Origin of the sequence: Paenibacillus naphthalenovorans (genome assembly GCF_900099895.1) — a bacterium.
GTDB lineage: Bacteria > Bacillota > Bacilli > Paenibacillales > NBRC-103111 > Paenibacillus_G > Paenibacillus_G naphthalenovorans.
The window spans coordinates 72,530-88,744 of record NZ_FNDY01000006.1; the positions used below are offsets into that span (position 1 = coordinate 72,530).

General features: G+C 50.1%; 11 protein-coding genes. All 11 read left to right on the plus strand.

Going from position 1 to position 16,215, the window contains the following annotated elements; all coding sequences use genetic code 11:
* Positions 1 to 5: 5 nt before the first annotated feature.
* The 11 genes from BLT35_RS08155 (at position 6) to BLT35_RS08205 (ending at position 16,181) form a co-directional block, all read left to right on the plus strand.
* The gene (locus tag BLT35_RS08155) at positions 6 to 449 is read left to right on the plus strand and encodes a tripartite tricarboxylate transporter TctB family protein (RefSeq protein WP_249929589.1); all 444 of its coding nucleotides are present in this window, start codon (positions 6 to 8) and stop codon (positions 447 to 449) included.
* 21 nt (positions 450 to 470) lie between these two features.
* Positions 471 to 1,976, plus strand: a complete 1,506-nt coding sequence (locus BLT35_RS08160) for a tripartite tricarboxylate transporter permease (protein WP_062409119.1) — start codon at positions 471 to 473, stop codon at positions 1,974 to 1,976.
* A gap of 149 nt (positions 1,977 to 2,125) precedes the next feature.
* Positions 2,126 to 2,800: a GntR family transcriptional regulator gene (locus BLT35_RS08165; protein WP_062409118.1), complete on the plus strand. Its 675-nt coding sequence runs from the start codon at positions 2,126 to 2,128 to the stop codon at positions 2,798 to 2,800.
* Between the two features lie 282 nt (positions 2,801 to 3,082).
* Positions 3,083 to 8,683 (plus strand): S-layer homology domain-containing protein, encoded by a 5,601-nt coding sequence (locus BLT35_RS08170; protein ID WP_074727506.1) that lies wholly within the window; start codon positions 3,083 to 3,085, stop codon positions 8,681 to 8,683.
* The gene (locus tag BLT35_RS08175; RefSeq protein WP_062409115.1) at positions 8,680 to 9,804 is read left to right on the plus strand and encodes a HupE/UreJ family protein; all 1,125 of its coding nucleotides are present in this window, start codon (positions 8,680 to 8,682) and stop codon (positions 9,802 to 9,804) included. Before BLT35_RS08170 ends, BLT35_RS08175 begins: the two co-directional genes overlap by 4 nt.
* Positions 9,805 to 10,036: 232 nt before the next feature.
* Complete coding sequence (locus tag BLT35_RS08180; protein ID WP_235594345.1) at positions 10,037 to 10,714, plus strand: GntR family transcriptional regulator; 678 nt, start codon at positions 10,037 to 10,039, stop codon at positions 10,712 to 10,714.
* A 52-nt stretch (positions 10,715 to 10,766) separates the two neighbouring features.
* A complete protein-coding gene (locus BLT35_RS08185) occupies positions 10,767 to 12,203 on the plus strand; it encodes a gluconokinase (protein ID WP_062409113.1) in 1,437 nt (478 codons plus the stop codon).
* 20 nt (positions 12,204 to 12,223) lie between these two features.
* On the plus strand, positions 12,224 to 13,159 hold the full coding sequence (locus BLT35_RS08190; protein WP_062409112.1) for a phosphoglycerate dehydrogenase: 936 nt from the start codon (positions 12,224 to 12,226) through the stop codon (positions 13,157 to 13,159).
* Between the two features lie 107 nt (positions 13,160 to 13,266).
* Positions 13,267 to 14,274 (plus strand): C4-dicarboxylate TRAP transporter substrate-binding protein, encoded by a 1,008-nt coding sequence (locus BLT35_RS08195; RefSeq protein ID WP_137670237.1) that lies wholly within the window; start codon positions 13,267 to 13,269, stop codon positions 14,272 to 14,274.
* A gap of 88 nt (positions 14,275 to 14,362) precedes the next feature.
* Positions 14,363 to 14,869 carry a TRAP transporter small permease gene (locus BLT35_RS08200; RefSeq protein WP_074727508.1) on the plus strand — a complete coding sequence of 169 codons (507 nt, stop codon included), beginning with the start codon at positions 14,363 to 14,365 and terminating at the stop codon, positions 14,867 to 14,869.
* 28 nt (positions 14,870 to 14,897) lie between these two features.
* Positions 14,898 to 16,181: a TRAP transporter large permease gene (locus BLT35_RS08205; protein WP_062409110.1), complete on the plus strand. Its 1,284-nt coding sequence runs from the start codon at positions 14,898 to 14,900 to the stop codon at positions 16,179 to 16,181.
* The last annotated feature ends 34 nt before the right edge of the window (positions 16,182 to 16,215 follow it).

Below are 16,215 nucleotides of genomic sequence, written 5' to 3' on the forward strand. Positions count from 1 at the left end.
TGGGCATGATGAAACTGGGATTTTCCGCATTTCTCTTTTTGTTCACTTGGGTATTTTTTCTGTTAAGCCTTGAATTCGAATTTTTCACAAGCTCCGGCAAGCCGGGTCCCGGTCTGTTTCCCATCACGATTGGTCTTTTGCTTCTCATATTTACAGGCATTCGGGTGATGAACGATTGGCGGAACAGACGATCGGACGAAGGCAGCGAGGGGTATGCCGGCGATATAGGGTGGGTGATTCTTCTTACATTTCTGCTTGTTCTGCTCATGACTTATATCGGGGCCGTACCCGCAATGGCATTGTACATTTATTTCATTCTGTTTCGTTTCAACCGCAAACGATATGTGCAGAATGCGGTCATCAGCATCACGATTCCGGCGTTAGTCTTTGCTATGTTTGAGCTTTGGCTGAATGCGGGGCTGCCAAAGGGAATACTGGGATTTATGTAAAAGCTGTGGGAGGCGAGCAGTATGGAATTTTGGGATCATTTGCTATTGGGTTTTTCAATAGCAGTCACTCCTACCAATTTATTATTTGTAACCATAGGGGCGTTTATCGGCATGATTGTAGGGATCATCCCCGGATTCGGTCCATCAGCCGGAATCGCCATCCTTTTGCCGCTGACATTTTCATTGAATCCCACAACGGCAATCATTATGCTTGCCGGGATATACTACGGTTCCATGTATGGAGGCACGATTACTTCTATTCTGATTAATACGCCCGGGGAATCGGCAACCGTCGCAAGTACATTAGATGGGTATCCGCTCGCCAAACAAGGTCGGGCGGGCCCCGCGCTTGTCATGCAGGCGGTGGCTTCGTTTATAGGCGGTACACTCGGGGTCATCCTGATTTCCTCCATGGCCCCTTTTCTGGCCGATGTTGCCGTATCATTCGGCCCGTCGGAATATTTCATGCTGATGTTGATGGGTCTGCTGATGTTGACTTTTATGATGGGAGACAACAAGATTAACGGCATCATTTCGGCTTTGTTCGGTTTCGCCATTTCCATGGTAGGCGTTGACGTCGTATCGGGTCAACAAAGATTTACCTTCGGATCGGCCGAACTGATCAATGGCATCGACTTTATTCCCGTGGCCATCGGCCTTTTCGGTATCGGGGAACTTCTAAGTTCCGTCCATGAAGGAGCCCATCGGGAAGGAAAGAAAGAAATGATTGTTTTTTCCTTTAAGAAAAACTTCTGGCCCAATGCGAAAGATTATCTGGAAAGCAAATATACCTTTATCCGCGGGTCGCTGTTAGGATTTTTTGTCGGAGTGCTGCCGGGTGCGGGGGCTACGATTGCATCTCTGATGTCTTACTCTATGGAAAAGAAACTTTCCAGGACCCCGGAAAAATTCGGGAAGGGCGCCATGCCGGGCCTGGTCGGTCCGGAAGCGGCCAACAATGCGGCCTCGGCGGGAGCGATGGTGCCTTTGCTGACCCTTGGGATTCCCGGTTCGGGTTCCACTGCGGTTCTCCTTGGCGCGTTCATGATGTGGGGGCTGCAGCCCGGGCCGCTGTTGATGGACAGCAATCCCGATTTTGTCTGGGGCTTGGTATCCAGCATGTATTTGGGCAATGTCGTACTGCTGTTGGTGAATATTGTCGCCATCCCGCTATTTGTAAAGGTCATGCAGGTTCCTTACCGTTTGCTGCTTCCTATGGTCGTTGTCCTTTGCGTGCTGGGCACCTACACTCTTCATGCAAGTATCGTGGAAACCTGGATTATGTTGATCTGCGGAATCATTGGATACTTTATGAAGCGGAACGGATTTTCCCCCGCAGCAGCCGTCCTGGCTTTAGTCCTGGGGCCCATGGCGGAGAATACCTTGCGGCAGTCCCTGCTTTCTTCGCATGGAAGCCTGGATGTTTTCGTTACACGTCCTGTTTCACTGACGTTGTTCATTCTGATTTTATGCATACTGGCCATGCCGTTCGTCATGAGAATGATTAAAAAAGCTTGGAGAGGATGAAATTTGCCCTAAAACCGATCAAGGAACAGGGCGGCGATGAAGCAGAAGCGAAATGTAAGATTTTCCCTGACGTTATTGATTGTCGTTCTACTTATTGTTATGATTCCATTAATAAGCTTGTTTAGATAAAAGGGAGAGAACAAAAAGATATGATTCGGCCTAAAACGATCAGGGAAGTTGTATACGAGCAGCTGAAAAATAACATTTTAGCCGGGGTGTACCGGCCGGGAGAACGATTGATCGAAACCAATCTTGCGCAGGATTTGGAGGTGAGCCGCACCCCGATTCGCGATGCCCTGAACAAGCTGGAATCGGAAGGATTAGTGGAAACGCTGCCTCATCGGAGAATTTTCGTAACCAAACTGTCCAGGAAAAATATACTCGATTTCTATCAAACGAGAGCGGTTATGGAGGGCTTAGCCGCCAAACTTGCCGCCGAGAATGCAACCGAGGAGGAGCTGGCGGACTTTCACTCGTTTTTAAATGAAATGGAGGTTGTTTTTGAAAAGGAAAAAGAGCTGACCAATTATAAAGTGATTGCCGAAATCAACAACGAATTCCATTCTAAAATTTATTACATATCCAAAAACGAAGTGCTGAGAAAAATGCTGGAGAGCTTACAAAATCCGATTACTTTGATCAGGTCGACGGCTTGGACCAAAAACAGCACACGCAAGTACAGCACGTTGAACGAGCATCGGCTCATCGCCTCGGCCATTCTGCAGCGGGATGGAACAACGGCCCAGAAAAAAGCGGAAGAGCATATTTTCAATGCGTGGAAAGCGGCCGACCAGGCGTTGGAAGACGAGAACGCATCCGGGTAAAAATAGGCCGGGAAGAGTTGGATGACGCGCAAAAAATGAAACCGATTACTTTGGCCGAAATCGTTACGGCTTCGCTACGACTTGTCCTGAGTCACAATGCGACAACCCTCGCATTGTGGCTTTTTTGCGGGCTGAAATATTTCAGAATCTGTTTACTTTTTCTTAAAATTGAGATGATATTCCGCTTACAAACCTTCACTATAATCCATAAATACGCACACGTTTGAATGCGGGATCGTATGTTCTGGTTGTGCGGTAAATCATGATAAGGATGGGGAGAATGTGTTGAAACGGAAATGGATCAAATTGTTTTTAGCTTTCGCCGTCGCCGTATCCGGCCTTCCAATGGCAGGTACGGTTCCGAAGGTTGAAGCGGCGGCCGCACCTCCGTATGTGCTGATTACGGAAATTATGTTTAACTCCAAACAGCCTTCCGGGGTGTCTGCGGAGCCATATGAGTACATAGAGATTTATAATAACAGCAACAAGACGATCAATTTGAAGGATTACAAGATTATTTATGATTATTATGATAACCGGGCTCCGCTGGAATGGGATATCACGGAGGACAAGCCGCTGGCCCCGGGTGCAGTGATGGTGCTGTGGAATGTGACGGACCCGGCTAATAATGGCGGGATTACCGATGACCTGAGCAACTTTAATACGGCATATGGAACGAGCTTGACCGAATCGCAGGTGACCCGGTTTCATTCGGGAGGAATGGCCAATACGGGAGGTCGCAGTCTGTCCCTTGCGCTGGATCATGGCCTGAACCGGATCGTAACGGCAAGCTACAACGCTCCGAATTCTACCGACACTTCGGATTCCGCAGATGGCAAGACAGTTACGTATCAGCCGCCTGCGGCCGGAACCCATACGATGATCAAGCTTGGCTCGAAGGTAGCGCCAACCCCCGGGACATTAGCAGCCGGGCAAACTCCGGCAGCGCCTGTCCATTTGCCGGCGGACTATTGGGCTCCGTACATCGAGCATACGCCAACCGCTTCAGGAATTGAAGCGCAGAACTTCACCGTATCTGCTTCCGTCTATGAAGAGACGCAGCTAGTATATATAAAGCTGTTGTATCAAACGGACAAGCAGAGCAGCTTTACATCTCTGCCCATGACCGTCGCCGGAATGACCTATTCAGCCACGATTCCTAAGACGGAGCTGATTGACGCTTCCTCGTTACATTACTATTTCGAGGCGTCGGACGGGACGAATGTAACGCGTCTTCCGGAGCAAACCGATCAAACCTTCAGCTTGTCGGTTTACCCGGAGGTAAATTATAACGCGGTTCCGGATCTGCTCATTACCGAAATTGTGCCGAATCCCGATTCTCCACAAACCTATGAGTATGTGGAAGTGTATAATACAACAGACCGCCCGATCAACTTGAAAGATTACAAGCTGAAATATATTTATCCGAACAATACGTTTAAAGATTGGGATTTGGATGAAAACAAGCTGGTACAGCCTCAAAGCGCTATGGTGCTGTGGATTAACAATACGGCAAGCCAAGGGAAAACGACGGCGGACTTTAACGCAAACTTCGGCTCCAGTATTACCGATGACCAAATGGTCCGAACCGCCCCGAACGACGGCATGATCAATTCGGAGAAAAGAACGCTTGCGCTTATGACGGACACCGGTGCGGAAATTTCCCGCGCTTCCTATAACGATGGCGAGCAGGCTAATGAAGCCGTCAGCAAAAAAGGGATTGTGTACGAATATCCGAAAGACGGCAGCAAAGTCATGATGAAGAGAGCGTATGGACAAACGGCTACTCCTGCCGCTGTCATTGCCGGTCAAGTGCCGCCGCAGGCGAAATCCGCAGTGAACGATACAACGGTGCCGGTCATTGACCATACGATGCCGCTGCTGGCGACACCGCCGATTGATCTGACTTTGAAAGCAGGCATTACAGACGACAACCTAGTCAAACGCGTGACTTTTTACCGTAAGAACAAGGAAGAGGATACTTTTAAAGCCGAGAATCTGGAGAAAAACAGTGAAGGATTTTACGAAGCCAAGACCATTTCTTTATATGACCTTCAGAAAACGGAAGCGCTGGAATATTATTTTGAAGCGTCTGACGGTAACAATGTAGTTACGTCTATGGCTCAAAACGGAGGAAAGCCGTATGCCATTACCATTCAGCATGAGGCTGTCGAGCCGTTGACCCTGAATGTCAAAACAGGCGATTTCTTGTCGGGCACGCAAATGCTGCTGGGAGCAAGCAGTGACGAGAATGAAGCCACCTCTTTGTTTGTCGACGGCGTAAAGGTGCCGACCGTCAACAAGATGGTGCGCCCGGCTACGTTTGTCATGGAGGTGGACGGCTTTAATGCAGGCTACAAAAACGGATTGCTGGTCGGCAATAAAGTACTGAAGATTTTTGACGCCAATATTACGGGCAATCAAATCGTGACCGTAGAAATTCCGGCTGACGATTTGAAATCCGGCGCGAACGTCATTTCCGTTTCTTCGGGTAACCGCGTAGATCCGCTGGATACGACCGATAATAATGACGACTTCACGATTCAAAATGTACGCCTTGTCCTTCCGGACGGAACGATTATTCCGGTTGAATCGACCCAAATCAAGATGGGAGACGGTTCGTATGCAGCGGGACCAACCGGTAAAATCGCACTCGGCGACGGCTCGTTCAACGATGTAACGGCCAAAGAACGCGCAGACATGACATTTACCATTCCGGATGACAAGCTGACCGGCCGCACGTATGCCTGGGATACGACCCAAGTCGCGGAGGGTCCGCATACGGTTTCGATCCAGGTGGATGGCTCGGAACCGCTGAAGAAAGTTTCCGCGGAAGTAATTGTAGATAACACCAAGCCTTTCATCACAGCCTTGTCCATCGAGGAAAACAAAACGTATAAAGGCAGCATTTCATTTTCGATCAGTGCGGACGATGCGCTTTCCGGTATTGCAGCCGTGGAGGGCAAGCTGGACGGCAACGATTTGTCTTTGCCTGCCGTCGTGAATGCTTTGAATTTGACGCCGGGCACTCATGAGTTTGAAGCGATTGTAACGGATAAAGCTGGCAACGAGCTCGTCAAAAAGATTCCTTTCTCCGTGGTTGAGGAGCACCCGTACAAGCCGGTCAATCCGTCTCCGGCGCAGGGTGCAGCGGGAGTAGACTTAAACGCCTCATTGGCCGTTACCGTGAATGATCCGACCGGCGATCCGCTGGACGTGACATTCTACAAAGCCTATCAGTATGATTTTACTGACAAAACACCGAAGCAAGCCTTCTCGAACGGAGCGGACCGCGAACCTCCGCTGGAACTGGAACCTGCGGGGGAAACGCCGTTCTCCGGCGAGGCCGTCGAAGCGGTAAAAGCGATCGACGGACAATATTTTTCAACCGAATATGACGAGAAATTGCCTTATCAGCGTTTTGAATTTACGATTGCGGACGATTTGACGGGTATTGAGCAAGTAGAGGTGCAATGGCGAGGACATTCCAAGCCGGAACGGCAGGTGACGCTGTATACGTGGAACCACACCACCGGAAAGTGGCAGGCCGCAGCTTCGGGCATGGGTACGGAGGATTTCACCTTGAAAGCGAACGTAAGCGTCGCCGATATGGTGAAGGATCAAAAAATTCATGTTCTTGTGCAGGATTTGATCCCTTCTCCGGATCAGTACGATTTCTCGTTTGCTTGGATGAGTGACACCCAATATTACTCGGAAAGCTGGCCGGACACCTACAAAACGATGACCAAATGGATTGCGGACCACGCGCAGGAGAAGAAAATCCAATATGTCGTCCATACCGGGGACATTGTGGACGACTTTGACCAGCCGGATCAATGGGCGGCGGCAGACGCCAGCATGAAAACGCTGGATGACGCTCAAATTCCGTATGGGGTGGTAGCGGGTAACCATGACGTTAATCATAATGAGGCGGTATATAACGAATATTGGAAATATTTCGGGCGCCACCGCTTTGAGAACAATCCGTGGTATGGGGGAGACCTGGAAAACAACCGCGACCACTACGATCTTATTTCGGCAAAAGGCAATGATTTCATCATTCTTTATCTGGGTTGGCAGATTGACGACCAAACGATTCAATGGGCTGATGAGGTACTGAAAAAGTATCCTGACCGCAATGCCATTATTGCGACCCACGAATACATTGCGCCGGGCGGCTTCTATGCCGGTCAAGGCGAAGACTTGTGGAAAAAGCTCGTTTCCAAAAATCAAAATGTGTTCATGGTGCTGTGCGGTCATATACACGGGGTGGCTTACAACGTGAGGCACGGGGATAACGGCAATACCGTTATTGAGATGCTGGCGGATTATCAATCCGGGCCGCAGGGCGGTCTGGGGTATATGCGCCTGCTGCAATTCGATATGAAAAATAATCAGCTGATGGTCAATACGTATTCGCCGCTGCTCGACGATTACATTTACTTTGAAGACAAGCCGGAGATGGAAGAATTCAGCTTGCCGATCCATCTAAAGCCGATTGCCAAGCAAGTGGCGACCGATTATATCGGCGTCAACGTGTATACCAAAGAGAAAATCGGGGAAAGGAAAAATGTGCCTAGCGGCAGCCGTGCGGAAGTTCCTTGGCGGCTGAACAAGGGCTCAAGCATGTATTACTGGTATACGACACTGGAAGATGCGTACGGCGGATTTACGACCTCGGACATTTATGAATTCACAACCGGAACGGGTCCTGTAAGCAATGGGAGTGATTCCTCAAGCGGCAGCAGCGGAGGCGGTGCAGGGGGTGGCGCAGGCGGTGCGTTACCGGGGCGGAATTCGGGGACGGACGGCAGTCTGCAAGCCGTGAAGCCGGATGACTTGAAGGGTCAGAGCGGACCCGTCAGCATCTCTGTTGCGGACGGCCGGACAGGCGTTTCTTTGCCGGCCAATGCGGCTGAATACATTGGCGAAAACAGCTCCATTTCGATTCGGACAAGCGAGGTGCACCTGTCCATTCCGTCCGATGTACTGGTACAAGCAGCCAATTTGCTGCCCGCCGGGGAACGAGGCGGCAGTCAGATTATGGTCAAGATCGAACCTGCCGCAGAGAAGAGGGGCGAGCATCTCCTATCCCGAGGCCGGACGTATGATTTGACGATTGAAGTTATGGATTCGACCGGAACGGTTTCCCGTTTGACTGAGTTTGCCAAACCGGTTACGATTACGCTTCCGGCCGGGCATGTAACCAATCCGAGGCTGGCGGGCATTTACTATATCGATGATAATGGAAAATTCCATTTTATCGGGGGAACTTATGCTCAGGGCAGCTATACGGCGAATGTGAATCACTTCAGTGTTTATGGCGTATTCGAATATGTCAAAACTTATCAGGATGTGCCTTCCAGCCATTGGGCTTACTCGCTGATTCAGGAGCTTTCGTTCAAAGGCATTGCCGATGGCATATCCGACAGCTTATTTGCTCCGGAGAACCCTGTGACTCGCGCCGAGTTTGCGGCGCTGCTGGTACGGGCTCTTGGTTTGAAGGCTTCGCCGGGCGCTGCTCATTTCAAGGATTTGAACGGCGATGCCTGGTATACGGAGGCCGTTAATGCGGCCTATGAATCGGGAATCGTTCAAGGGACAAACGAGCTTAGCTTCGAGCCGGACCGGACCATCAGCCGTGAGGAAATGGCGGTGATGATAGTCAGAGCCATGGAGAAAAAATCCGGCAAACCGCTGGCCGAAGGGAAAGCGGACTTTATCGATGCGGGACAAATCAGCGCTTGGGCCCAGTCGGCTGTAGGCAAAGCAGCCGCGCTTCATATCATTGAAGGCCGCTCCGGCGGGCAGTTCGTTCCGAGCGGCAGCGCAACACGGGCGGAAAGCGCCAAACTCATATTGACATTGGTGAATAAGGAATGAGCAAGCGGCTTATTCGCATCATTGCAGCCTTTGTCCTGCTTATAGCCGTGCAGGCTGCGGGCATGCCGCTTATGGCCGAGGCGCACATAGGCACGATCGGTTATTCGGATATCCGGGCCGCCGGTAAAACAATAAACTATACGCTGTATTTGGAAGCCAGGGAAGTAGAGCAATGGGTGACCATCCGAACGAGGAAGGTGATTGTCCTCGATCCGGCAGCTTCCGCTCCGGCAGGACCCATCTGGACCGAGCAGGATCTGCAGCGGCTCATCGGCGAATCGCTTGAGGTCACCGGCAACGGTGAAAAGGGCCGGTTTATGCTGAAGAGCCATACGGTAGAGAAGAAGAACGGAATGGATTTTGTCCGCATGGAGCTGTCCAGCACCTTTGACAGGCCGGTTCAGGAGTACGGCATCCACTATGCGTTTTTTTTCGACCTGGATGATCCGCAGCACCAAAATTTCGTGACCGTCCATACGGGGAATCAGCCCGTTCAAATGGTGCTGAACGCTCAAATGCGCGACATCAGCGAGAAGATTAGCGATGGGAGCGGGAGGAGAACGATGGAAATAGCGGTTCCGGGCTGGTTATTTACCTTCAGAGATTTTCTCGTTACCGGCATGCTGCATATTTGGACAGGCTACGATCATCTTCTGTTTCTGCTCGGACTGTTGGTCGTAAAGCAGAAAACAAAGGCGTATGTTCAAATCTTAACGGCCTTCACGGTCGGCCACAGTATAACGTTGGCACTGTCGGCATTGGATATTGTACGGGTGCCGTTATCGGTTATTGAGCCGCTCATTGCGCTCAGCATCGTATTTGTCGCCATCGAGAACATTTGGTTGAAACGGCACGGCTATCGGTGGCTGGTTGCGCTGCTTTTTGGATTCATTCACGGCTTCGGCTTCGCAGACATATTGCACGGAGCGCTTGGAGAAGATTATTTGTTAGCCTTGTTCTCCTTCAATCTCGGCGTCGAAGTCGGCCAATTGGCAGTTCTGGCGGTGCTGCTGCCCGCCCTGATCTGTGCCGCACGGATATCGTGGTATCCCCGAATGGTGTACGGCATCTCCGGAATCATAGCTTTCATGGGAGCTGTCTGGTTTATGGATCGGATTTGAAACATATCGGCAAAATCCGCCGTCCAATTGCATTTTACTGCAAAAGGATGGCGGATTTTTATGTTTGCAGCTTCCTCTAATGCCAAAATCCGTAAAAATTTTTATTGATTACAAGGAATTTTTATGTACAATAGTAAATATATACAGATTTTAAATTTTAGATCTAAAACTTTAATCCGATAAAGTATTGCGCACATGGATGTCCTGGAAGGAGAACTACGGGTTGGATACGATGGATTATAAAACCGAAACGCTTGTAGATGTCGCCTATAAAGCAATAAAGAAAGATATTACGCAAAGAGTATTGGTTCCCGGACAAAAGATTATTATCAGAGAAATGTACGAACGCTACGGAATCAGCGAAACCCCCATCAAGCAAGCTTTGAACCGTTTGATCAGCGAAGGCTTGGTGGAAAATACACCCAGAAGGGGTGTGAACGTACGAAAAGTCAAATTGGAGGAAATCGAGGAACTGATCGACATCAGGCTGATGTTCGAAACGCGCTATATCGAGAAAGCGATCGAAAACTTTAACCGGGACGAGAAAATCCGGCAGAAATTTATCGAAAACCTGTCGGAGCATAAGCGTCTGATTGAAAACGTCTCCAACGTAAACGAATATTTTAAAAACTATTCGTTGGACCAGGAGTTTCATCAATTGTTCATGAAGTGCTCGGGCAATAATCGATTGCTGCAAATATATAATAATTTGGGTACGCACGCTTATGCCTATTACGTTTACGGCCGCCAGCCGAGAGAAAGCATGATCGAGGGAGTCCGGGAGCACGAGGCCATTTATCGTGCTTTGGCAGCCGGAGATCAGGCGGAGCTTCGAAGGTGCATTGAATTGCATATCATGAATGCAAAGAAAAACATTTACGAGATGTTCCAGAAGGATCAAAACAGCTGACCGGAGCAGAGCTAACGATGGTGAGAGGTGAAAGACCATACTTATTCTAGTCTTGGAAGCATCGACTGCGTCGGCCAAAGCTATGCTTTATCGAAACGGTGAAGGCGTAGTCGATATATTGCCGATCAACTATTCCGCCGATGCGGGAGATACGGTCACATTCGATGCGGACAAAATCATGGAAGAAACGATGCTGGCGGGTAAGCGGCTGCTTGCGCAAAACGGGATCCATCATGTGGATATGGTGGCTGCCTGCAGCATTTGGAGCCACAGTCTCGTTCTTCTGGATAAAGACAAACGACCCGTCTCCCGGCTCAGCACCTGGGCCGATACGGCGGCATCCGCAACGACGGACAAATACAGGAAGGATTCGGACCTATTCGCCTCTCTTTACCGGCGTACGGGGTGTCCGATTCACACGACTTATACGTTTTGGAAATATATGCACGAGAAAGAAACGGGCAATGCGGCCCGCGTTTCTTATATCGCTTCCATGCCGGAATATCTGTATTTGAAGCTTACCGGGGAGTTTGCCGTATCCAGGAGCACCGCATCGGCCGGAGGGTTCCTGAACCTTCATACGCTGGAGTGGGACGAGGAAGCATTGAGACTGGCAGGGATCGACGAGGGCATGCTGCCGACATTGGTCGGTTCCGAATATACGTCTCCTTTATCCGAAGGAGCGGCTTCTATGCTGGGAATTAAAGAAGGCACGCCGGTCCTGATCACAGGCGCGGACGGCTGCATGAACCAGGTGGCTGTCGGCGGTTTTGGAGATAACATTATGTCTATCTCCGTAGGTACGAGCGCTGCCATACGCATATCGACGGAAAAACCGGTGCTTGCCGATTCCCCGTCAACCTGGTGCTATGTCGGCGTTGAAGACATGTGGATCGCCGGATGCGCCACCGCCGGTGCAGGCAACACCGTCGATTGGATGGGCAAGAAAATTCTTGGAGCCCATGGCGGCCTCAGTTTGAAGCAATTGGATCAGGGAGCTGTGAAATCGCTAAAAAAAGGTGATGCACCCATTTTCCTTCCATTTCTGGCAGGGGAGCGCTGCCCGGGCTGGGACGATACGAAGAGTGCCATGATGTTCGATATTAAGATCAACCATGACAGCTACGATTTGTACTACTCGACGTTAGAAGGCGTGCTGTTCAATTTGAAGCAATGCTATGAGATTACGCTGCCCATCGTAGGACAAGCGCCCAAGCTGATCAGCATCTCGGGCGGGATCGAGCAGTCGCCGTTTTGGCTGCAGATGGCCGCTTCCATATTCGAATTGCCGGTTTATGCAGACCGTCTTTCGCATGCCTCGCTTCTCGGAACGGCCTATATGGCTCTGAAGGCGGCAGGCGAAATCGCTACAGTCAAGGAGATCAAGCCGCAGCTGAAAAGAAGCTGGCTGCCGGACGGCAGCAGCCGGGAGTTCTTTGCAAGACGGTTTGACAAATACTTGAAATATTACCATCAGTATTCGATATAAAGTAAAGGATGGGTCTCGCGATGAAAATATTAATTACGCCAAAGTCGTTTAAAGACTACAAAGCGCAAACCTTCCCTCTATTGGAAGAGTTGGGCTATGAAATCATCGCAAACGATACGGGAAAGACATTTACCGAAGAGGAGATCATCGGGCTGGCCGGAGAGCAAGTGGTCGGTATAATCGTCGGCGTGGATCCATTGACGGAAAAAGTGCTGAGCCGCTGCCGGGATTTGAAAGCGGTATCGAAGTATGGCGTCGGCGTGGATAACATCGACTTAAAAGCTGCCGAGAAGCTGGGGATTTCAGTTGAGAGTGCTGTCGGAAGCAATAATATATCCGTCGCGGAGCTGGCCATTGCGCTGATGTTTGAAGCCGCCCGCAAAGTTTCCGTCTTGAGCGCCAATGTAAAAAACGGGGGTTGGGACAGAGTTCAGGGGATCGAACTGACCGGGAAAACCATCGGCGTTATCGGCGGCGGACAGATCGGCAGGGAGGTGGCCAAACGCGCCAAAGGACTCGGCATGTTTGTCGTGCTGTATGATCCCTATTTTAACGATTCGGAATTTCTCAGGCAGTATGGGATCGTGCTGTGCGATTCTTTGAAGGCTGTATTGGCCATGTCGGACCTGATCTCTCTTCACCTTCCGCTTACGCCGGAGACCAAATACATAATCAACAGCGATACGCTGAAACTGATGAAGCCGTCATCGATATTAATCAATACCTCGAGAGGGGAATTGGTCGATGAAGAGAGTCTCTACACCGCCTTGAAGGAGAAAAGGATTGCCGTTGCAGCGCAGGATGTTTTTTCCAAAGAACCGCCGTCCCCGGATGAAAAGCTCCTGAAACTGGACAATTTCATCCTGACCCCTCATGCGGGCGCTTATACGGCGGAAGCGGTAGAGAGAATGGCGCTGTATTCAACGCAAAATCTGATTCGTATGCTGAAGCATTGAAATTGCTATCACTATAGACGGGAGGTGAGTCGCTCAGTCGGTTTACGGAATGGTTGCCGGTATGGATGAATTAAAACAATTCGTGTGAAAAAGGGAGGAGAAGTTCTTTGAAAAAGGCAAAAAGATGGGTCAGTCTCATGATGGTGATGGTGTTGGTTTTCCTGGCTTCGGCTTGCGGCAAATCGGAAGAAGGTTCCAATCAGAAGTTTGTTTTAAAATTTAACCACGTGCTGGCGGAGTCCGAGCCCTTTCACCAAGGATTTTTAAATTGGGCGCAGGCGGTGAAGGAGAGAACGAACGGCAACCTGGAGATTCAAGTGTTCCCGAGCGCCCAGTTGGGTGTGGAAGAGGACATCATCGAGCAGTTGAAGCAGGGCGTCAATGTAGGTCAGAATACCGACTCCGCGCGTCTGGGCATGTATGTTCCCGACATCGCGGTGATGAACGCGCCCTACTTTGCCGAAACGATTGAAGATGTGGAGAAGCTAAACGATTCTCCAACAGTCAAGCAATGGCTGAAGGATCTGGAAGACCAGCACGATATTAAAGTGCTGTCGTTTAACTGGATTCAAGGCTTGCGGCACATGGTCACGAACAAGCCGGTCAAATCGCCTGCGGATCTGCAGGGTCTCCGTATCCGGACCCCGGGCGTACCGGTTTGGCAGGAGTCCGTACGCTCGCTTGGCGCGGCTCCGGTAGCGCTTCCGTTCGGTGAAGTCTATATCGGCATACAGCAGGGCGCGATCGACGGCGCCGAACTCGTGTATCGGAATGTGACGGGAGGAAAGCTGTATGAGGCCGCCAAATATGTAAGCGAGACTTCACACATCATGCTGATCAATTTCCAGGTCGTCGGCAAGAAATTTTTCGATAGCCTTCCTAAAGAGTATCAGGATATTCTCATCGAGGAATGCAACAAAGCCGGGCTTGAAATTTCCAAAAAGATGGAGCAGGAAACGGAACAGCTCAAGAAAGAAATTGCCGCCCACGGCGTAACGATCATTCCGGCCAACGAGATCGACATTGCAGCGTTCAAAAAAGCCGGCGAGGCAGCTTACACGAAATTAAATCTGGTTCAAGCCAGAGATACCGTTTTTAAAGAAATGGGCAAGTAACCAGGAGCTGAAATCGTAATTCTTATTTTCCGGCCTGCCCGCAAGGGCAGGGCTGGAAAATAAGAACGTGATGCGGAGGTGTGGAACCATGAAAAAACTGTATGATTACATCGGCAAAGCAGAGGTTTTTATCGTCAAAACGGCGTTGGCGATCATAACGGCATTGGTTTTTGCCACAGCCATCGCAAGAACCATTGGTCACCCTATCTCATGGGCTGTGGATGTAGCAACCTTTCTGTTTGCGTGGTGCGTCTTTCTAAGCGCCGATATGGCGATGAGAAACGACAAGCTAGTGAGCATCGAGCTGGTTGTAAGCCGCCTGCCGGTAAAGGCGCAGTTTTACCTTAAAATCATGAACCAATTCTTGATTATCTTATTTTTGGCGGTACTTATCGGCTTTGGCTTATGGCTCTCCTATACGACACGGCTCAGAACGTATCAGGGAATTCCGGGCTTCAGCTATACCTGGGTTACGCTGAGCGTGCCCGTCGGGTGCATGTTGATGTTAAGCACCACGATCGTGAAAATCAAAGAGCAAATCGCCAGAGGCTATCAGAGTGTTCAAACGACGGAAAGCAATAAAGAATTTCTGTAATCACTTTAATGGAAAGGAGGCATAAAACGTGTTATTGGTCACTATCGTGTTCTTATTACTGATGATTCTGGGCATGCCGGTAGCCTTTGCGATAGGGATTTCGGGGTTCGTTTTCTTCTTGCAGCAGCCGACACTGTCGTTCACGATGCCGGTCCAGCTTGTGCTAACTCAGACACAAAGCTTTGTTCTGCTTGCGATTCCTTTATTTGTATTCGCGGGCAACCTGCTGAACGAAACCGGCATTACGCATCGGCTGATGAAGCTGGCGTCCGTGTTGGCGGGACATATGCGTGCGGGGTTGGCACAAGTGAACATGGTGCTGGCCACGATGCTGGGCGGAATTACGAGCTCGGCGATCGGCGACGCCACCATGCTTGGACGCGTTCTGGGACCGGGCATGATCGAGAAAGGGTATTCCAGAGGATTTGCGGCGGGAGTTATCGGTACCAGCTCGATGATTACGACAATGATACCGCCGGGAATCGGTCTTGTTCTTTACGGAAGCATAGGCGAAGTTTCCATCGGCCGGCTGTTTGCCGCAGGCATTCTTCCCGGTCTCCTCATGATGGTATTGTTAATGGTCGCGGTCTCCGTTACCGCACGGAGTAAAGGTTATCAGCCGGAACGGGCAAAAGTGGCTCCTCCCAAAGAAATCTGGACGACTTTCATCGATTGCATATGGGCGTTTCTCTTTCCGATCCTGCTGCTGGCGGGCTTGCGAACGGGCATATTCACGCCTTCCGAGGCCGGCGCTTTTGCCGCCATTTATGCGATCGTGATCGGTCTGCTTGTTTACAAAGAATTTACCTGGAAAAAATTTGTGAGGACGTTGGAAGATACTGCGCTCGACATCGGCATGATCATGCTGTTAATCGCGCTGTCGGCGATCTTCAGTTACGGCTTAACCTGGGAACAGATCCCGCAAAAAATGGCGGCCTTGCTGCTGAACATTTCCGAAACGCCATGGATCATCATGCTTATTCTCATCGTGTTCCTGCTGATCGTGGGCATGTTCATGGACTCGACGGTCTTGATCCTGTTGTTGACCTCCATTCTCATTCCGGTCGCCGTACAGCTGAACATCGACCTCGTTCATTTTGGCATTGTGATGGTTTTGACGCTGACGATCGGGCTTTTAACGCCGCCGGTCGGAGTGGTCATGTATATCGTTTGCTCCATCTTTGAAACCTCCTTCTGGAGATTCATAAAAGAATCCTGGCTGCTGCTGCTAAGCGTATTGCTGGTCGTCATTGCGGTTATTTTCATTCCGGATTTAACGTTGTTCATTCCAAATTTAATCTTCGGCAAGTAAATATTGTCTTTCCGTGATTAGGAGGATTCTAACA